Source organism: Delftia sp. DLF01, from assembly GCF_014852125.1.
Lineage (GTDB): Bacteria > Pseudomonadota > Gammaproteobacteria > Burkholderiales > Burkholderiaceae_C > Comamonas > Comamonas acidovorans.
The window spans coordinates 103,549-122,210 of the sequence record NZ_JACVAZ010000002.1 but is presented as its reverse complement, the minus strand read 5'-3'; the positions used below and the strand labels follow the sequence as shown (position 1 = coordinate 122,210).

The following is an 18,662-nucleotide window of genomic DNA, read 5'->3' as shown; positions in this document are numbered from 1 at the left end:
CCTATGCACCACGATTGTGCAAAGCCCCCAAAATGTGGTTTTCCCGCATGCCTGGTGGCTCTGGCGCAGCCGGCTGGCGCCATTCTTGCTTTATTCTCGGGACCCATCGCGGCGGGTCTGCGCCCCTGCGGACACCGCCTTCTTCCTGCCTGCCGCAGGACCACTTGAGGAAACTTCGATGACTGATCTTCACAAACGCTCCCTGATCAAGGTGGCAGCGCTGTCGGCCGTGGCCGCCGCCGCGCTGGCCGGCTGTGGCAAGAAGGAGGAGGCCGCGCCTGCGCCCGCTCCCGTTGCCGAGGCCCCTGCTGCCGCTGCAACCGAGCCTTTGAAGATCGCCTTCGCCTACGTGGGCCCCGTCGGTGACGGCGGCTACACCTTTGCCCACGACCAGGGCCGCCTGGCGCTGGAGAAGGAATTCGGCGACAAGATCAAGACCTCCTATGTGGAGAGCGTGCCCGAGGGCGCCGACGCCGAGCGCGTGCTGCGCGACATGGCCGCCAACGGCAACAAGCTGGTCTTCGGCACCACCTTCGGCTACATGGAGCCCATCCAGAAGATCGCTCCCGACTTCCCCGATGTGAAGTTCGAGCACGCCACCGGCTACAAGACCGCCGCCAACGTCAGCACCTACGACAGCCGCACCTACGAAGGCGCCTACCTGGCCGGCATCATCGCGGGCTCCATGACCAAGTCCAATGTGCTGGGCGTAGTCGGCTCCGTGCCGATTCCCGAAGTGCTGCGCAACATCAACAGCTTCACGCTGGGCGCGCAGTCCATGAACCCCAAGATCAAGACCAAGGTGGTCTGGGTCAACGAGTGGTTCGCACCCCCGAAGGAAACCGAGGCTGCGACTTCGCTGATCAACGGCGGCGCCGACATCCTGTTCCAGAACACCGACTCCGCCGCCGTGCTCAAGACGGCCGAGGAAAAGGGCAAGCGCGCCTTCGGCTGGGACTCCGACATGACGGCCTACGGCCCCAAGGCCCACCTGGGCTCGGCCATCATCAACTGGACGCCCTACTACACCAAGACCGTGCGCGAGATGCTGGACGGCAAGTGGAGCAGCCAGCAGACCTGGTGGGGCGTGAAGGAAGGCGCGATCGACATCGTCTCGCTGGCCGATGACGTGCCCGCTGAAGCCAAGGCGAAGATCGAAGAGGTCAAGAAGGGCCTGAAGGACGGCACCTTCCACATCTGGAAGGGCCCGATCGCAGGCCAGGACGGCAAGGAACTGCTGGCCGCCGACGCCGTGGCCGAGGACAAGTTCCTCACGGGCATCAACTTCTACGTCAAGGGCGTGGAAGGCAAGGTGCCGGGCCAGGACAGCAAGTAAGACAGACGCCAGGCCACCCGGCGCAGGCCGGGTTGCCTGCTGCCGCCAGGGCCGCCTTCGGGCGGCCTTGGCGTTCATGCGCCGCACAGGTGCTGTACCTGTGCTGCGCATCGAGTGGGTTTATGCTCGCTCCCAGCCGCGGCCTGCCCGCCGCCGCGGCACAGACAGACAGCAAGAGATTCCCCCCATGATCGAAAACTCCCTCTGGCATCCCGTGGCCCAGGCCCACGAAGTTGTCGATGCGCCGCTGGGCGTGCAACTGCTGGACCAGCCCCTGGTGCTGTGGCGCGATCCGCAAGGCCTGGTCCGCGTCTTCGTGGACCGCTGCCCGCACCGTGGCGCACGCCTGTCCATGGGCCGTGTCGAAAACGGCCACCTTGAATGCCCCTACCACGGCTGGCAGTTCGCCGACAGCGGCCAGTGCGTCAAGGTGCCGGCCCTGCCCAGCTTCACGCCCCCGCCCTCGCAATGCGTGAAGGCCTTCGAGGCACAGGAAGCCTACGGCCTGGTCTGGGTGCGGCTGGCCAAGGGCGAGGAGCTCTCGGCTGCTCCGGCCCTGGCGGCACTTCCAGCCTTTGAAGCCGAGGCGGACGCGCACCTGCGCAAGCTCAACTGCGGCCCCTATGACGTGGCCGCCAGCGCGCCGCGCATCATCGAGAACTTCCTGGACATGTCGCACTTCGGCTTTGTCCACGAAGGCTGGCTGGGCAGCCGCGATGCCACGGCCATCGAAGCCTATGCCGTGGAGACCACGGCCACGGGCGTGCTGGCTACGGGCTGCAAGGCCGTGCAGCCGCAGTCCAACCTGCACTCCACCAGCGCGGCCGAAGTCGAATACACCTACGAAGTCACGGCGCCCTATGCCGCCGTGCTGACCAAGCTGCCCGAGTCCGGCACCACCCGGGCCGGCTGGCGCGAGTCCATCGCCCTGTTCATCTGCCCCGTCACGCCCGAGACCAGCCGCGTCTGGTTCCGCCTTGCCGTGGCAGACTTCGATTCGCCCGACGCACAGCTGCAGGAATTCCAGCACACCATCTTCTGCCAGGACCAGCCCGTGTTGGAGTCGCAGCAGCCCAAGTGCCTGCCGCTGGACCCGCGCGCCGAAATGCACTCTGCGGCCGACCGCATGTCGTCCGCCTACCGCCGCTACCTCCGGGCCAGCGGCATCACCTTTGGAGTCTGCTGATGCACACCGTACCCGCCGTGGATGCCGCGCATCTGCCCCAATTGCTCAAGGCCATGCCCAAGGCCGAGCTGCACATGCACATCGAAGGCTCGCTGGAGCCCGAACTGATCTTCGCGCTGGCCCAGCGCAACGGCGTGAAGCTGCCCTATGCCAGCGTGGAAGACCTGCGCCGCGCCTATGCCTTCACCGATCTGCAGAGCTTTCTGGACATCTACTACGCCGGTGCCAGCGTGCTGCTGTACGAGCAGGATTTCTACGACATGGGCCGCGCCTACCTGACGCGCGCCGCGCAGGACAACGTGGTCCATGCCGAGATCTTCTTCGACCCCCAGACCCACACCCAGCGTGGCGTGGGCATGGAGACCGTGATCAACGGCCTGTACCGCGCCTGCCGCGATGCGGAGATAGACCAGGGCATCTCGTCGGCGCTGATCCTGAGCTTTCTGCGCCACCTCAGCGAAGAGGACGCCTTCGCCACGCTGGAGGCCGCGCTGCCGCTGCGCGACCGCTTCATCGGCGTAGGGCTGGACAGCAGCGAGGTCGGCAACTCGCCCGAGAAGTTCGCCCGCGTGTTCGCGCGCTGCCGCGAGCTGGGCCTGCACCTGGTCGCGCATGCGGGCGAGGAGGGACCTCCCGCCTATATCTGGGGCGCGCTGGACGTGCTGCATTCCGAGCGCATAGACCACGGCGTGCAGGCCGCGCGCGACGAGGCCCTGATGCAGCGCCTGGTCCGCGACGGCGTGCCGCTGACCGTGTGCCCGCTGTCCAACCTCAAGCTGTGCGTGGTGTCCGACCTGGCCCAGCACAACCTGCCCCAGCTCTTGGAGGCAGGGCTCAAGGTCACGGTCAATTCCGATGATCCGGCGTACTTCGGCGGCTATGTGAACGAGAACTACCTGCAGCTGTTCGCCGCCACCGGCATGAACTCGCAGCAGGCCTGGCAGCTGGCGGTCAACAGTTTTGACGCCAGCTTCGTCACACCCCAGCAGCGCGCCCACTGGATGCGCCAGCTGGAGGCCGTGTTCGCCCGATACGCCGCCCTGGCCTGAGTCCGTTCAGGCCAGCGCCTGCCTGAGGCGCTCGGCATAGTCCTGCAGCGCCTGCATGCCGGGCTCCTTGCGCGGCCAGCCCAGGCCCACGCCGTCGCCCTCGTGGCGCGGCAGCACATGCAGGTGGAAGTGGAAGACGGTCTGCCCGCCCGCCGCGCCGTTGGCCTGGAACAGGCTGATGCCTTCGGGGTCGAACGCCGCCTGCACGGCCCGCGCCACGCGCTGGGCCGTGCGCATCACGGCGCCGGCCTCGTCGGGCGTGAGGTCCAGCAGGGTCACGGCATGGCGCTTGCTGGCCACCAGCACATGGCCGGGATTGACCTGGCCGATGTCCATGAAGGCGATGGTCTGCTCGTCCTCGAACACCTTGGCGGACGGGATCTCGCCCGCCACGAGGCGGCAAAAAAGGCACTGCCCCGGGGGCGAGGTATCGACGAACATCGGCATGGTCCTGTACTCCTTGGTGGTTGCTTGGGGTTGGAATTTGCCGACGATCTTAGTGGACGGTATCTGCCGTCCCTTATGGAGGCCATAAGCGCAGGCCCAGGCAGCCCTCAGGGCCGCTGCCTATAATCGCGCCCCGCACCGGCCGCTGCCCACGGCAGGTGCGTTTTCATTTCCGGGCCATGTAGAGGAACACCATGTACAAAAACCTCGCAGCCGCAGTCGCGGCCGCAAGTCTTGTATCCACGGCCTTGTCCCAAGGCCATCCCGCCCCTTCATCCCCCGCAGGTTCCGCGCCCCTCAAGGCCGCCTTCGTCTATCTGACGCCCGTGCTCGACGCCGGCTGGACGCGCCAGCACGACGAGGGCCGGCGCGCATTGCAGGCGGCGCTGGGCCCGCGCGTGCAGACGCGTGCGGTGGACAGCGTGCCCGAGGGCCCCGACGCCGAGCGCGTGCTGCGCGACCTGGCCGCCTCGGGCAACCAGCTGATCTTCACCACCAGCTTCGGCTACACCGAGTCCGTGATGCGCGTGGCGCGCGACTTCCCGCAGGTGAAGTTCGAGTCGGTCACGGGCTTCAAGCGCGCCGACAACGTGGCCACCTCGAATGCGCGCTACTACGAGGGCCGCTATCTGTCGGGCATTGCCGCAGGCCGTGCCAGCAAGACGGGCGTGGCCGGCTTCGTGGTCGGCTTTCCGATTCCCGAGGTGCTGCAGGGCATCAACGCCTTCACGCTGGGCATGCGTTCGGTCAATCCCAAGGCCACGGTCAAGGTGGTCTGGCTGGATACCTGGTTCGACCCGCCGCGCGAGCGCGATGCGGCCATGGCGCTGTTCAACGGCGGCGTGGACGTGGTGTCCTTCCAGGTCGCATCCACCGCCGTAATGCAGGCCGCCCAGGAGCGCGGCCGCATGGCGATTGCCTACCACTCCGACATGCGCAAGGACGGGCCCGACGCCCAGTTGCTGGCCGTCACCCACCAGTGGGGCGACTACTACACGGCGCGCGCCAAAGCGGTGCTGGACGGCAGCTGGAAGAGCCAGGACACCTGGGGCGGCGTGCGGGAGGGCATGATCCGCGTGGAAGGCTTCGGCCCCAAGCTGCCGCCCGCCGTGCGCGAGGAAGTGCTGCAGCGCCAAAAGGACATGGCCCAGGGCCGCCTGCAGCCCTTCAAGGCCGGCGACCAGCCGGTGCGCGACAACCAGGGCCAGGTGCGCATTCCAGCCGGCAAGCAGCTGGACGATGCGCAGATCCTGCAGATGAACTGGCTGGTGGAAGGCGTGCAGGCCACCCTGCCCAAGTGATGCGGCCTGCGGGGCGCACGGTCCTGGCGTAAACCCTAGGATGGCGCCTGCCGATGGCGCCTATAGCGCTGCGGATATGGCATCTGCCTGTCCGCCCGCTAAGCTTGGCGGCATGCAAATCTACCGTTCCTCATTGCTGCGTTTTGCCGACGATGGCCAGGCGCTCTACGACGAAGACGGCCTGCTGGCCGTCGCCCCGGATGACAGGGGGCAGCAGCGCGTCGTCGCCGCCGGCAGCTGGCAGGCGCTGCAGGCGCAGTTCACCGGACAGCCGGGCGCCGAAGTCACCCATCTGCCGGGCCGCATCCTGGCGCCAGGCTTCATCGACCTGCACATCCACTATCCGCAGACCGATGTGATCGGCGCGCCCGCCGCCGGCCTGCTGCCCTGGCTGGAGAAATACACCTTTCCGCACGAGTCGGCCTTTTGCGAACGCGCCCATGCCGACAGCGTGGCCGAGTTCTTCCTGGATGAGCTGCAGCGCAACGGCGTGACGACGGCGCTGGCCTTTGCCACCTCGCACCCGGGTTCGGTCGATGCGCTCATGGGCGCGTCACAGGCGCGCGGCATGCGCATGATCACGGGCAAGGTCCTGCAGGACCGCCACAGCCCCGACGGCGTGCGCGACCAGACCGAGCAAAGCCTGATCGACACCGAAAACCTGATCCAGCGCTGGCATGGCGTGGACCGCCTGGGCTACGCGATAACGCCGCGCTTTGCGCCCACCAGCACGCACGAGCAGCTGCGCGGCGCGGGCGAGCTGGCCGCACGCTACGCCGATGTCTGGATCCAGTCGCACGTGGCCGAGAACCTGGACGAAGTGCGCTGGGTGGCCGAGCTCTTTCCGAAGGCGCGCAGCTATCTGTCGGTCTACGACGACTTCGGCCTGATGCGCGAGCGCGCCGTCTACGCGCACTGCATTCACCTGGACGACGAAGACCGCGCCCTGATGCGTGAACGCAGCACCGCTGCGGCCGTCAGCCCCACCAGCAACCTGTTCCTGGGCAGCGGCTTCTTCGACTTTGCGCGGGCCGATGCCGCGCAGTTCCTCTACGGCCTGGCCAGCGACGTGGGCGGCGGCATGAGCTTCAGCCCCTTCCGCACCATGCAGGCCGCCTACGTGGCGGGCCGCGAGGGCCAGACCAAGCAGGGCCTGAGCCTGTCGCCCGGCAACCTGTGGTGGCAGCACACGGCGGGCGCGGCGCGCGCCCTGGGCCTGGCGGGGCAGGTGGGCAACCTGCAGCCGGGCTGCGAGGCCGACTTCGTGGTCATCAACCCGGCCTGCACGCCGCTGCTCGAGCGCAAGACCCGCCAGGCCGAGAGTCTGGACGAGCTGCTGTTCGCCATGATCATCCTGGGCGATGACCGCCTGATCGAGCGCACCGTCGTTTCTCAAGCAAAATAGCGCCTTTGCGCCAGTGCCCGGCCGGGTGCTGGCGCCTGACAAGTGCAGCTAGGGAACGAGGAATTGCCATGAGCATCAAGAGCGACAAGTGGATCCGTCGCATGGCCGAGGATCACGGCATGATCGAGCCTTTCGAGCCGGCCCAGGTTCGCAACGTCGATGGCCGCAAGATCATCAGCTACGGCACCAGCAGCTATGGCTACGACATCCGCTGCGCACCCGAATTCAAGGTGTTCACCAACATCCACAGCACCGTGGTGGACCCCAAGAACTTCGATGAGAAAAGCTTCGTCGATTTCGAGGGCGACAGCTGCATCATCCCGCCCAACAGCTTCGCGCTGGCGCGCACGGTCGAGTACTTCCGCATCCCGCGCAACGTGCTGACCATCTGCCTGGGCAAGAGCACCTACGCGCGCTGCGGCATCATCGTCAACGTCACCCCCTTCGAGCCTGAATGGGAAGGCTATGTGACGCTGGAGTTCTCCAACACCACGCCGCTGCCCGCCCGCATCTACGCCGGCGAGGGCTGCGCCCAGGTGCTGTTCTTCGAGAGCGATCCCGACGATGTCTGCGAGGTCAGCTACCGCGACCGTGGCGGCAAGTACCAGGGCCAGGTGGGCGTGACACTTCCCAAGGCCTGACGGCTTTGGCCCGGCAGACAAGGCCCGCAGCGAAAGCTGCGGGCCTTTTTCATCGCCGGGCCGCCCCAAGATGAAAAGCAGCCCCCTGGGGGGGCAGCGGACCTTGCGCAGCAAGGGTAGCGTGGGGGCCATTTTTCATCGCCGGGCCGCCCCAAGATGAAAAGCAGCCCCCTCGGGGGGCAGCGGACCTTGCGCAGCAGGGGGAGCGTGGGGGCCATTTTTCATCGCCGGGCCGCCCCAAGATGAAAAGCAGCCCCCTCGGGGGGCAGCGGACCTTGCGCAGCAAGGGGAGCGTGGGGGCCATTTTTCATTCCACCAGCGCCAGGGCGGCGTCGATGCGCGAATGCGCACCGCAGCTCTCGCGCCGCGCAGCGGCAGCCGTGGCCATGAGCCAGCAGACATCGAGCTGATTGCGCAGCGCATGGCCTGCGGCAGGTGCCAGCCTTTCACGCCATGCCGCAATGCGCTGCACGGCCTGCGCCAGGCCCTGGTCGCTGCGCTGTATGCCCACGCAGTCCTGCATGAGCTGGCGCAACTCCTGCGCGATGGCTGCCGTGTCCTGCTCCTGTGCGCCGGCCTGCAGGGTTTCGGTCGGCCGGGCCGGCGCAGGGGCGGCAGCCGGCTGCTGCGCGATGGCCTGGGCGGCCGCGCGCCCCATCACCACGCATTCGAGCAGCGAATTGCTGGCCAGCCGGTTGGCGCCGTGCAGGCCGGTGCGCGCCACCTCGCCAATGGCGCGCAGGCCATCGACATCCGTGCGCCCGTCGATATCGGCCAGCACGCCGCCGCAGGCGTAGTGGGCGCAGGGGGCGACGGGAATCGGCTGCGTGGCAATGTCGATGCCATGGCTGGCGCACAGGGCCATCACGCCCGGGAAATGCGACTGCAGCCAGGCACGTGGCCGGTGGGTGATGTCCAGGTGCACGAAGGCCAGGCCATGGCGGTCCATCTCGTGCCGGATGGCCCGGGCCACAATGTCGCGCGGCGCCAGTTCGGCCCGCTCGTCATGGGCAGGCATGAAGCGCGTGCCGTCCGGCAGGCGCAGCAGGGCGCCTTCTCCGCGCAATGCCTCCGAGACCAGGCCGGCCGCACGGCCGCCCACCTGCAGGGCCGTGGGATGGAACTGCATGAACTCCAGGTCGCCCACGCGGCAGCCCGCGCGCCAGGCCATGGCCACGCCGTCGCCCGTGGCGGTGGACGGGTTGGTGGTGGCGGGATAGACCTGCCCCAGCCCGCCCGTGGCCAGCACGGTATGCGCGGCATGCCAGCGCTGCTGGCGGCCATCGGGCAGGCGCACCAGCGCGCCTGTGCAGTGCGCAGGCTGTCCTTCGGTCAGCAGGTCCAGCGCGCTGGTGTGCTCATGCAAATCGATGTTCGCGCGCTCCCGGCAGGCGCGCAGCAGGGCGGCGTGCACGGCCTGTCCGGTGCAGTCGGCGGCATGCACGATGCGGCGGCGGCCGTGGCCGCCCTCGCGCGTGAGGTGCAGGCCACCGCTGTCGTCGCGCGTGAAAGGCACGCCGTGGGCCACCAGCCAATCGATGGCGGCAGGCGCCTGCTCGAGGATGGCGCGTACGGCCTGTGCATCGCACTGGCCTGCGCCCGCGACCAGGGTGTCTGCCAGGTGTTCGTCGATGCTGTCCTGTGCATCCAGCACGGCGGCAATGCCGCCCTGGGCCCAGGCGCTGGCGCATTCCTCGGCCGCGCCCTTGCTGAGCAGGGCCACGCGCAGATGCGGCGGCAGCGACAGGGCGGCGGCCATGCCGGCCAGGCCGGCGCCGATGATGAGTACGTCTGTGCAAGGCTGTGTCATGGCGCTGTCCTCAGGCGGGACCGAAATGCTGGAAAAGCGCTGCATCGCGCGCGAGGTCTCCGCTGGCGCGCACGGGCTGGCGGTGGCCGGCCGCGAAAGCCAGCATGCGTTCGATGGGCCGGCGCGCGGCCTGGGCGATGGCGGGATCCACCTCGATGGCGCACAGGCCTTGCTCCAGCGCCAGCTCCACGCCCTGCAGGCTGTTCATCGCCATCCAGGGGCACATGGCGCAGCTCTTGCAGGTGGCGCCCTGGCCGGCCGTGGGCGCCGGCAGGAAGGTCTTGCCCGGGTAGCGCATGCGCATGTCGTGCAGGATGCCCTGGTCAGTGGCGACGATGAAGGTGTCGGTGGGCAGCCGGCCTGCCGCGTTGATGAGCTGGGTGGTGGAGCCCACCACATCGGCCTGGGCGGCCACGGCGGCCGGCGACTCGGGGTGCACGAGGATGGCGGCCTGCGGATGCTCCAGCGCCATGGCGGCCAGTTCGTCGGCCTTGAACTCGTCATGGACCAGGCAGGAGCCATGCCACAGCAGCATGTCGGCGCCGGTCTGGCGCTGGATGTGGGCGCCCAGGTGGCGGTCGGGAGCCCAGAGGATTTTCTCGCCGCAGGCGTGCAGGTGGGCCACGATGTCCTGTCCTACCGACGAGGTGACCACCCAGTCGGCGCGCGCCTTCACCGCCGCGCTGGTGTTGGCGTAGACCACGACCGTGCGGTCCGGGTGGGCGTCGCAAAAGGCGCTGAACTCGTCGGCCGGGCAGCCAAGGTCCAGCGAGCAGCTGGCGTCGTCGTCGGGCATGAGCACCCGCTTTTCCGGGCTGAGGATCTTGGCGGTCTCTCCCATGAAGCGCACGCCGGCCACGACCAGGGTGCTGGCCTGGTGCTGGGCGCCGAAGCGTGCCATCTCCAGCGAATCGCCCACGCAGCCGCCGGTCTCGCGCGCCAGGTCCTGCAGTTCGCCGTCCACGTAGTAATGGGCCACGAGCACGGCATCGCGTTCGTGCAGCAGGGCGCGTATGCGCTCGGCGGTCCGAAGGCGCTGGGCGCGGTCAAGTTCGGGAGGAATGCGGGCCCAGGCCTCGCCGATGCCGCACTGGCCGGCGTGGGAGAAATGGGGCTTGTCGTACTGCACGGATTTGAGCTGCATGGTGGCCGTCCGGGACTGTGGAAAGGGCTGGTGATGGCTGAGAATAATATGCTCAATTTGAGTATTAGTGTGGTGTTTTTTGCCGCACGGGTGTTTTGCGGCAGTCAGGAAATCGAGGGCGGGAAAAGCGGCGCGGGGCCGCCTCAGCGCTGCAGCTGCACGTTGTTGCGGCCCGCGCCCTTGGCTTCGTACAGCGCCTCATCGCCACGGCGCAGCATGGCCGCGGCCGTGTCCGTGACGCTGCGCAGCGTGGCCACGCCCACGCTGGCGGTGACGGGCTCGCCATGCGCCATGGGCGTGGCCGCCAGCAGTTCGCGCAGTTGCTCTGCAATGGCCACGGCGGCATCGGCCGTGGTGTCGGGCAGCAGTGCCAGGAACTCTTCGCCGCCCATGCGGGCCAGTACGTCGGACTCGCGCAGCCGCATGCGGAAGGCGCGCGCCAGGGTGCGCAGCACGGCGTCGCCCATGTCGTGGCCGTGCTGGTCGTTGATGCGCTTGAAGTGGTCCACGTCGATGACGAGCACGCTCAAGGGGCGGCCGCTGCGGCGCGCCAGCGCCATGGCGAAGTCCAGCTGGAAGTCGAAGCCCCGGCGGTTGAGCAGGCCCGTGAGCGGATCGCTGCGCGCCTGGTGCTCCAGTTCGGCATTGGCCTGCTGCAGCTGCAGCGTGCGCTCGCGCACCTGGCGCTCCATGGCCTCGTTGGCCGAGCGCAACTGGGCAATGCTGCCGCGCAGCGCCTGCGAAAGGCGGTGCACTTCGCGGCTGCTGTGCAGCTGCGGGATGTCGGAGGCCGCACCGCTGCCGTCGATGCCATTGGCGGCACGGGCCAGGCGCTTGAGATCCTGGCTCAGCCTGCGCGCCACCAGCCAGGCGATGACGGCGGCCACCTGCGCGGCCGCCAGGCCGCCGGCCAGCACCTGGTGCATGGCCTGGCGCGCGGGCGCGTAGGCGCTGTCATGCGGCTGGCGGGCCACGATGTGCCAGCCCATGGCGGTTGCCCGGTTGTGGGCCTGCAGCGGCACGGTGGCCGTCAGAAAGCTCTGCGGGCTGTCCTGCCAGCGCGCCACCTGTACGGGCTGCAGCGTGGCATCGGCCGTATCGGCAGACACGGTATGGGCCACCGGCAGGCGCTGGTCCAGGGCCAGCAGCGGCTCCAGGCTGTCGCCCGGCGCGTGGATGAGCCGTCCACGCCGGTCGAAGATGAACAGGCCGATCTGCCGGTCGGCGCTGTCGGCCTGCTGCAGGGTCTGCATGGTTTCGCGCACCCATTCCCAGCTGCTGTGCATGCACAGCACGCCCTGGGTGAGATCGCCCACGCGAATGGGCGCCGCGAAGTCCATGAACCGGCGCGGCGCGCCGTCGGCCGCAGGCGGCAGCAAGGCGGACATCACAGGCGAGGAGGCGCGCACATCGCCCACATGGACGCGCTGCAGGCCCGGCTCGAACCAGGGCCGGTCGCTGACATCGAGGCCCACCAGCACCTGGTCGGTCGCGCTGCGCACCGTGCCCTCGGCGTCGGCCACGCCGATCCAGAGGCTGGTGGGCGTCAGCGAACGGGCGCGGTTGAGCAGTGCGCCCACGCCCGGGGCCTCCAGCCCCTGGATCCAGAGCTCCGGCGAGGCGGCCAGCACTTCCACGGTATGGGCGCGGCTGAACAGGCCATCGGACAGCTGCCGGGCGGCGTTGGAGGCCATGGCATGCAGCGAGGCGCTGACCTCGCGCTCCATGCGCCAGCGCAGCAGCTCGCCGAATGCCAGCGACATCAGCACCGTCACGCCCACCAGCAGCGAGCCGAAGACCAGGGCCAGTTGCGTGCGCAGGCCCAGGCGCTGCCAGCGACTGGGCGCGGTGCTGGAAGCCGGGGCGGGGGAATCCGGGGGGAAAAGCTCGTTCAACGCAGAAATCCGCTTTCAACTGTTCTGGAGTGCGGCCCGGCGCATGGCCAGGCGGGTGGCTGCCAGATCCCAGCCGCCCCAGCCGCAGCATTTGAACAGCACGGGCGAATCCGAGCGCGGCCATTGCTCGCGCACCACCTGCTCCAGCGTGGGCAGGGCGGCGACATCGATGCCGGCCTGCAGCAGGTCACCGGCCTCATGCAGCGCATCCCCGGTATCGACCACCACGCGGCCCGACTGCAGCAAGCCCTGGCACAGGCCGGGTGCCAGCTCCACCATCTGCGGCGTGAAGGCGCCCACGGCCGAGATGAAGGCATCGCTGCGCGGCGCCTCGCGCAGCACCACGGCCCGGGCGGGTGTGCAGGTCACGATCAGCGGGCAGTGGCGCGCCGCCGCCTCCACATCCTGCACGGCGGTGGCCTGCAGTCCCATGGACCGGGCCTGGTCGACCAGCGCCTGGGCGCTCTGCGCGCTGCGCGATGCCACCTGAACCTCGCGCACGCCCAGGCCTGCGGCAAAGGCCTGCAAATGGGCCAGGCCCTGCACGCCGGCGCCCACGATCAGCAACGGACCCTGCGGATTCGGCGCCAGCCTTTGCGCGGCCAGCAGCGATACGGCGGCCGTGCGCCGCGCCGTGACCGTGGGGCCGTCCAGGATCAGACGGCGCTCGCCCGTGGCCACGTCGAAGACCACCACATCCCCCTGGATGGTGGCGCGCGGCGTGCCGGCGTTGCCGGGCGTGAAGCTGATCAGCTTGGTCATGGCCACCTGGCCGTCGGTGGCCGGCATGCAAAACAGGCTGCCACCGGCCGGCAGGGGCATCACGATGCGCGCCGGCACCTGCGCTGCCTGGGGCTGCAGCAGCAGGGCGGCGATCTCTTCGGCCAGTTCGTTCCAGGGCAACAGCCCGGCCGTGGCCTGGGCGTCAAGGGCGGTGGAGGAGGGCATGCTGGAATGGCTCATGGCCGCGACTGTACACAGTAGGCTTGGATCGACCAATTCACGATGTGTCCAGTGCTGCGCACAGGCCCGTGAGGGCCTGCGCAGGCACTACGATGTCGCCTATGTCACAAAAGCCTTCTTATCCGCGCGAAGAGCCCCGCTGGGACGGTTCGGCGCGGCCCGAAGCTCCGCGCAAGGAATCGGCCCCGCGCTATGAGCAGCAGCGGCGCGGACCCGCGCCCGAGCCGTGGCAGCGCGAGCAGCCGCCCAGCGAGCAGGCTCCCGCGCCCCGCCGGCCCGGCGAGCCTGCACGCGAGCGGCGCAGGCGCGGCGGATGGGGGCTGGGCCTGGCGGTCGTCATCGGCCTGGGCATCGTCGCCGCGCTGCTGGCCGCCATGGTGCTGGTGGCCCGCGAGCAGGTCCTGCGCAGCCAGGCGCCACCCGCCACCGCCCCCATGGCGGTGCAGCCCGTGCGCTGATACACGCCGTATCATTGCCACAGCTGCGGTCGCTGCAGTCCTGCAGGTTCCGACGTAATATCGCCGCCCGATGCTGCAGGCTGCAGCACAGATCCAGGAGTGAACACCATGAGATGGGATGGCAACCGCGAGTCGGACAATGTGGAAGACCGCCGTGACGAGGGTGGCGGTGGCGGCGGCCCCGTCTTCGGCGGACGCAGTATAGGCATCGGCACCATCGTCATCGCCCTGGTCGGCGGCTGGGTGCTGGGCATCAACCCGCTGACCATCCTGGGTGCGCTCAGCGGCGGCTCGCCGGTGCAGGTGCAGCAGCCTCAGGGCCCGGCCCACAAGCCGCCGGCCGATGACAAGCTCGCCCGCTTTGTCTCCACCGTGCTGGCCGATACCGAAGATGTCTGGCGCGATGTGTTCCGCCAGGGCGGCGCCCAATATACCGATCCCAAGCTCGTACTGTTCCGTGGCGCAACGCCCACGGCCTGCGGCACGGGGCAGTCGGCCATGGGGCCCTTCTACTGCCCTGCCGACCAGAAGGTGTATATCGATCTGGGCTTCTACGAAACGCTCAAGAACCAGCTGGGCGCGCCCGGCGATTTCGCCCAGGCCTATGTGATTGCCCACGAGGTGGGCCACCACGTGCAGAACCTGCTGGGCATCAGCGCCCAGGTGGACCGCGCCCGTGGCCGCGTCAGCAAGGTCGAATACAACCATCTGTCGGTCAAGCTGGAACTGCAGGCCGATTGCCTGGCCGGCGTCTGGGCGAACCGCGCGCAAAGCGCCCGCCAGATCCTGGAGCAGGGCGATGTGGAGTCGGCCATGAATGCGGCATCCAAGATCGGCGACGACGCCCTGCAGCGCGCAGGCGGCGGCGCCGTGGTGCCGGACAGCTTCACGCACGGCACCAGCGCCCAGCGCCAGCGCTGGTTCAGCACCGGCCTGCGTACCGGCAGCGTCAAGTCCTGCGACACTTTTTCGGCCGCTTCCCTCTGAGAAGTACCCCCACGCTCGCCTTGCTGTTCAAGGTTCGCCGGCCCCTCCGAGGGGCCGCTTTTTCATCTGGAAGCTGTCGGGCGATGAAAAAATGCCCGCATTGCGGGCCCTCATACCGGGTTTTTGCGGGTTGCGCTCACACAACGCCATGCTTGTCCAGGTGCCAATTGGCGTTATTGCAACGCACAAATCGCGCTAGGTGCGACAATAGCGCTCTCAATGACAAGCTCTTTCTCCAATCTCCAGCTGGCTGAGTCCCTGGCGCGCGCCGTGGCCGACATGGGCTACGAGTCCATGACGCCCATCCAGGCACAGGCCATTCCGGTCGTTCTGACCGGCAAGGATGTCATGGGCGCCGCCCAGACCGGCACAGGCAAGACGGCGGCGTTCTCGCTGCCGTTGCTGCAGCGGCTGATGCGCCACGAAAATACCTCCGCTTCGCCTGCACGCCACCCCGTGCGGGCGTTGGTGCTTTTGCCCACACGCGAACTGGCGGACCAGGTGGCCCAGCAGATCGCCCAGTATGCGAAGTACACCAAGCTGCGCAGCACCGTGGTGTTCGGCGGCATGGACATGAAGCCGCAGACGCTGGAGCTCAAGAAGGGCGTCGAGGTGCTGGTGGCCACGCCGGGCCGTCTGCTTGACCACATCGAAGCCAAGAACGCCGTGCTCAACCAAGTCGAGTACGTGGTGCTGGACGAGGCAGACCGCATGCTGGACATCGGCTTTTTGCCCGATCTGCAGCGCATCCTGTCCCACCTGCCCAAGACACGCACGACCTTGCTGTTCAGCGCCACCTTCTCGCCCGAGATCAAGCGCCTGGCCAGCAGCTACCTGCAGGACCCCGTCACCATCGAAGTGGCCCGCCCCAACGAGACGGCGTCCACGGTGGAGCAGCGCTTCTACAGCGTCAGCGACGACGACAAGCGCTATGCGCTGCGCTCCCTGCTCAAGCAGCGCGACATCCGCCAGGCCTTCGTCTTCTCCAACAGCAAGCTGGGCTGTGCGCGCCTGACGCGTGCCCTGGAGCGTGATGGCCTGCGCGCAACGGCGCTGCACGGCGACAAGAGCCAGGACGAGCGCCTGAAGGCGCTTGAAGCCTTCAAGCGCGGCGAGGTGGATCTGCTGGTGTGTACCGATGTCGCGGCCCGTGGCCTGGACATCAAGGACGTGCCGGCCGTCTTCAACTACGACGTGCCCTTCAACGCCGAAGACTATGTGCACCGCATCGGCCGCACGGGCCGCGCAGGCGCCTCCGGCATTGCCGTGACCCTGGTGACCAACCACGATGCGCGCCTGGTGGGCGAGATCGAGAAGCTCATCAAGAAGAAGATCAACGTCGAGGCCTGCCCCATGGAAGATTTCCGTGGCAGCGCACCGCGTGGTCACCGTTTTGACGAGCTGCCGCGCCAAAGCAGCGGCGGCTACGGTCGTGAACGGGATCGCGGCGCCGAGCGTGGCGATCGCGGCGGTGATGCGTCGCGGGGCAGTTCCGGTTTTGGCCATCGCGGCTCGCGCATGGCCCAGCGCCCGGCGCACTCGGACCCGTTCTTCGACAAGCCCTACGAGGCATCCGCCAGCGTCGATGCGAGCTGGGACAGCCAGGGTGCTGCCGCGCCCAAGGCGGGCAGCGGCATCAAGCCCAAGCGCAAGCTGGCCGCGCTGTTCAAGGCGCCTGTTGCGCCGGTCCCGCCTGTGGCACCCGTCGCCACTTCCGAGGTCTGAGCGCCGCGCAAGCCGCCTGCCTCACGAAAAACGCCTGCCTTGCAGGCGTTTTTTCATGGGCGCTCGCTCATCGGCGTCGTCCAGGTCAGCCCGGGGCCTGCGCCTGCGGGCAGTCCACCTGGATCAGTTCCCGGTCCGCCAGGTGATCGCCGAAACGCATCATGCTCAGGCAGCCACCCCAGACGCAGCCGGTGTCCAGCGCCACCAGGTCGGGCCGGCTGATGTGGCCCAGCGTGGACCAGTGGCCAAACGCAATCGTTGCGCTCGCCGTGGCGCGGCCCGGCACGTCGAACCAGGGCATGAGGCCGGGCGCCGCCTGCTCGGCCGACTCGGTGCTGTCGAAATCCATGACACCCTGTGCGGTGCAAAAGCGCAGCCGGGTCAAGGCGTTGACGATGACCCGCAGGCGCTCCCAGCCCTGCAGGTCGGGTGACCAGCGATCGGGCTGGTTGCCGTACATGGCCTGCAAGAAATCGGGCAACTGCTTGCTGCGCAGTACCGAATGCACCTCGCCCGCCAGCGCCATCACGTCCTGGCTGCTCCACTGCGGCAGCACGCCGGCATGGACCATCAGCAGTTCCTCGCCATGCGCCATGCGGTGGCTGCGCGCCAGCGGCTGGTGGCGCAGCCAGTCCAGCAGCTGATCGCGGTCGGGCGCATCCAGCACCCGGGCCAGCGTGTCGCGCCGGCTGCTGCGTCGCACGCCCTGGGCAGCGGCCAGCAGGTGCAGGTCATGGTTGCCCAGCAGGGCGCGCATAGAGTCGCCGGCGGCCATGCAGGTGCGCAGCACCTTGTCCGATTCCGGACCGCGGTTCACAAGGTCGCCCAGGATGTACAAGGTATCGCGGCTGGCGGAGAAGTCCACGCGGTGCAGCAGGCGCTCAAAGGCGTCGTGGCATCCCTGGATATCGCCGATACAGTAAAGTGCCATGGTCTTCTTTCTGATATACGAACCATGGATTTTCTGCTGATCGCGTTGCTTACGCTGCTCAATGGGGTGTTTGCAATGTCCGAATTGGCACTGGCCTCCAGCCGCAAGGCTCGGTTGGTGGCACTGGCTGAAACAGGCGACAAGGGTGCGGTGGCAGCACTGGCCTTGCTCGAAAACCCCACGCAATTTCTTTCGTCGGTGCAGGTGGGCATCACCTCCATCGGCCTGCTCAACGGCATTTTGGGCGAGGCGGCCTTCAGTGACGGGCTGGCCGCATGGCTGCTGGGCCTGGGAATTCCGGAACGCGCGGCCAGCATTTCTGCCACGGCGCTCGTCGTGACCGTGATCACCTTCGTCACCATCGTCTTCGGCGAGCTGGTGCCAAAGCGCATAGGCCAGCTTTATCCCGAAACCGTGGCCACGGTGGTTTCCCGGCCGATGACCTGGGTGGCGTCGGCTGCAAAGCCCTTTGTGCGGCTGCTGGCCTTTTCCACGCGCGCCATGCTGACTCTGCTGCGCATCAATGAATCCGCAGCGCGCGCCGTGACCGAAGAGGAAATCGTGGCAAGCCTCGCCGAAGGGCGGGATGCCGGAGTGATCGAGGCCAACGAGCACCAGATGGTGCAAAACGTCTTTCACCTCGATGACCGCTCACTGACGTCGATCATGGTCCCGCGCGGCGACGTGCAATGGCTGGATGCCGACATGACCGTCACCGAGGCATTGCAGGCCTCGGCCGACGACCACTCGAAGGGCGGGCATTCCTGGTACCCGGTGTGCCGCAATTCGCTGGATGACGTGGTCGGCATCATCAGCGTGGCGCGCCTGCTGGCATTGGGCTCGGATGCCGCCGGCACCACGCTGTACGAACATGTGCTGCCGGCTTCTTTCCTGCCCGAGACGCTCAGCGCCATGGAGCTGCTGGAGCAATTGCGTGCCCGGTCCGGGCGCATGGTGTTTGTGGTGGATGAATATGGCGTGGTGCAAGGCATCATGACGCCCCGGGATTTGCTCGAGGCGATTACCGGCGAGTTACAGCCTGTGACCGAGGCAGAAGCCTGGGCCATGCAGCGCGAGGATGGCTCCTGGCTATTGGACGGTCTGATGCCCATATCGGAGCTGAAGGCGCGCCTCGATATTCGAGATCTTCCCGATGAGCACCGCGGCCGATACAACACCGTGGCGGGCCTTCTCATGGCAGAAAGCGGTCATTTGCCCATTCTGGGGGAACGGGTCAGCTGTGCGGGCTGGATCTTCGAGGTCATCGATCTCGATGGCAAACGCATTGACAAGGTGCTGGCCATATCGGATTTATCCGAGAACTACTCTTCGCAATAGGCAGCAGCGATATTGTGGGTTTTGCTTACATGCGTCTTGCGCCATG

The 18,662-nt window shown here is 67.9% G+C and carries 16 protein-coding genes; 10 read left to right on the top strand and 6 right to left on the bottom strand.

All coding sequences use genetic code 11. The annotated features are described in order from the left end of the window. Window positions 1-178 precede the first annotated feature (178 nt). The 3 genes from IB269_RS08960 (at window position 179) to IB269_RS08950 (ending at window position 3,571) form a co-directional block, all read left to right on the top strand. A complete protein-coding gene (locus IB269_RS08960; RefSeq protein WP_012204065.1) occupies window positions 179-1,336 on the top strand; it encodes a BMP family ABC transporter substrate-binding protein in 1,158 nt (385 codons plus the stop codon). A 187-nt stretch (window positions 1,337-1,523) separates the two neighbouring features. Continuing rightward, window positions 1,524-2,522, top strand: coding sequence for an aromatic ring-hydroxylating oxygenase subunit alpha (locus tag IB269_RS08955; protein WP_192366978.1), 999 nt, complete (start codon window positions 1,524-1,526; stop codon window positions 2,520-2,522). Further along, a complete protein-coding gene (locus IB269_RS08950; protein ID WP_192366977.1) occupies window positions 2,522-3,571 on the top strand; it encodes an adenosine deaminase in 1,050 nt (349 codons plus the stop codon). The genes IB269_RS08955 and IB269_RS08950 overlap by 1 nt, the downstream gene beginning before the upstream one ends. Before the next feature lie 6 nt (window positions 3,572-3,577). On the opposite strand, the gene IB269_RS08945 is transcribed toward IB269_RS08950, so the two are convergent. After that, a complete protein-coding gene (locus IB269_RS08945; RefSeq protein ID WP_192366976.1) occupies window positions 3,578-4,018 on the bottom strand; it encodes an HIT family protein in 441 nt (146 codons plus the stop codon). A 194-nt stretch (window positions 4,019-4,212) separates the two neighbouring features. Between IB269_RS08945 and IB269_RS08940 the strand changes: the two genes are divergently transcribed. The 3 genes from IB269_RS08940 to dcd all read left to right on the top strand — a co-directional run bounded on the left by IB269_RS08940 (window position 4,213) and on the right by dcd (window position 7,365). Beyond that, on the top strand, window positions 4,213-5,319 hold the full coding sequence (locus IB269_RS08940) for a BMP family ABC transporter substrate-binding protein (protein ID WP_096915557.1): 1,107 nt from the start codon (window positions 4,213-4,215) through the stop codon (window positions 5,317-5,319). A gap of 112 nt (window positions 5,320-5,431) precedes the next feature. Further along, window positions 5,432-6,724 carry a guanine deaminase gene (guaD, locus tag IB269_RS08935; protein WP_046986663.1) on the top strand — a complete coding sequence of 431 codons (1,293 nt, stop codon included), beginning with the start codon at window positions 5,432-5,434 and terminating at the stop codon, window positions 6,722-6,724. 68 nt (window positions 6,725-6,792) lie between these two features. After that, window positions 6,793-7,365 carry a dCTP deaminase gene (gene dcd / locus IB269_RS08930; protein ID WP_013803686.1) on the top strand — a complete coding sequence of 191 codons (573 nt, stop codon included), beginning with the start codon at window positions 6,793-6,795 and terminating at the stop codon, window positions 7,363-7,365. A 307-nt stretch (window positions 7,366-7,672) separates the two neighbouring features. Here the strand turns inward: dcd and nadB are convergent, their stop codons facing one another. From nadB to IB269_RS08910, 4 genes are all read right to left on the bottom strand, one after another. Then, on the bottom strand, window positions 7,673-9,175 hold the full coding sequence (nadB, locus tag IB269_RS08925) for an L-aspartate oxidase (RefSeq protein WP_192366975.1): 1,503 nt from the start codon (window positions 9,173-9,175) through the stop codon (window positions 7,673-7,675). A gap of 10 nt (window positions 9,176-9,185) precedes the next feature. After that, window positions 9,186-10,319, bottom strand: a complete 1,134-nt coding sequence (gene nadA / locus IB269_RS08920) for a quinolinate synthase NadA (protein ID WP_192366974.1) — start codon at window positions 10,317-10,319, stop codon at window positions 9,186-9,188. A gap of 143 nt (window positions 10,320-10,462) precedes the next feature. Next, a complete protein-coding gene (locus IB269_RS08915; protein WP_192366973.1) occupies window positions 10,463-12,214 on the bottom strand; it encodes a sensor domain-containing diguanylate cyclase in 1,752 nt (583 codons plus the stop codon). Window positions 12,215-12,229: 15 nt separating this feature from the next. Next, the gene (locus IB269_RS08910; protein ID WP_192366972.1) at window positions 12,230-13,177 is read right to left on the bottom strand and encodes a delta(1)-pyrroline-2-carboxylate reductase family protein; all 948 of its coding nucleotides are present in this window, start codon (window positions 13,175-13,177) and stop codon (window positions 12,230-12,232) included. A gap of 101 nt (window positions 13,178-13,278) precedes the next feature. On the opposite strand from IB269_RS08910, the gene IB269_RS08905 reads away from it, so the two are divergent. The 3 genes from IB269_RS08905 to IB269_RS08895 all read left to right on the top strand — a co-directional run bounded on the left by IB269_RS08905 (window position 13,279) and on the right by IB269_RS08895 (window position 16,347). After that, entirely contained in the window at window positions 13,279-13,635 is a 357-nt protein-coding gene (locus IB269_RS08905) for a hypothetical protein (RefSeq protein ID WP_224986416.1), read from the top strand. A gap of 108 nt (window positions 13,636-13,743) precedes the next feature. Next, window positions 13,744-14,622 (top strand): neutral zinc metallopeptidase, encoded by an 879-nt coding sequence (locus IB269_RS08900; RefSeq protein WP_012204077.1) that lies wholly within the window; start codon window positions 13,744-13,746, stop codon window positions 14,620-14,622. A gap of 219 nt (window positions 14,623-14,841) precedes the next feature. Next, complete coding sequence (locus IB269_RS08895; RefSeq protein WP_192366971.1) at window positions 14,842-16,347, top strand: DEAD/DEAH box helicase; 1,506 nt, start codon at window positions 14,842-14,844, stop codon at window positions 16,345-16,347. An 85-nt stretch (window positions 16,348-16,432) separates the two neighbouring features. Here the strand turns inward: IB269_RS08895 and IB269_RS08890 are convergent, their stop codons facing one another. Further along, window positions 16,433-17,278, bottom strand: a complete 846-nt coding sequence (locus IB269_RS08890) for a symmetrical bis(5'-nucleosyl)-tetraphosphatase (protein ID WP_071954660.1) — start codon at window positions 17,276-17,278, stop codon at window positions 16,433-16,435. Between the two features lie 24 nt (window positions 17,279-17,302). On the opposite strand from IB269_RS08890, the gene IB269_RS08885 reads away from it, so the two are divergent. Beyond that, window positions 17,303-18,616, top strand: a complete 1,314-nt coding sequence (locus tag IB269_RS08885; RefSeq protein WP_012204080.1) for a hemolysin family protein — start codon at window positions 17,303-17,305, stop codon at window positions 18,614-18,616. Window positions 18,617-18,662: the final 46 nt, after the last annotated feature.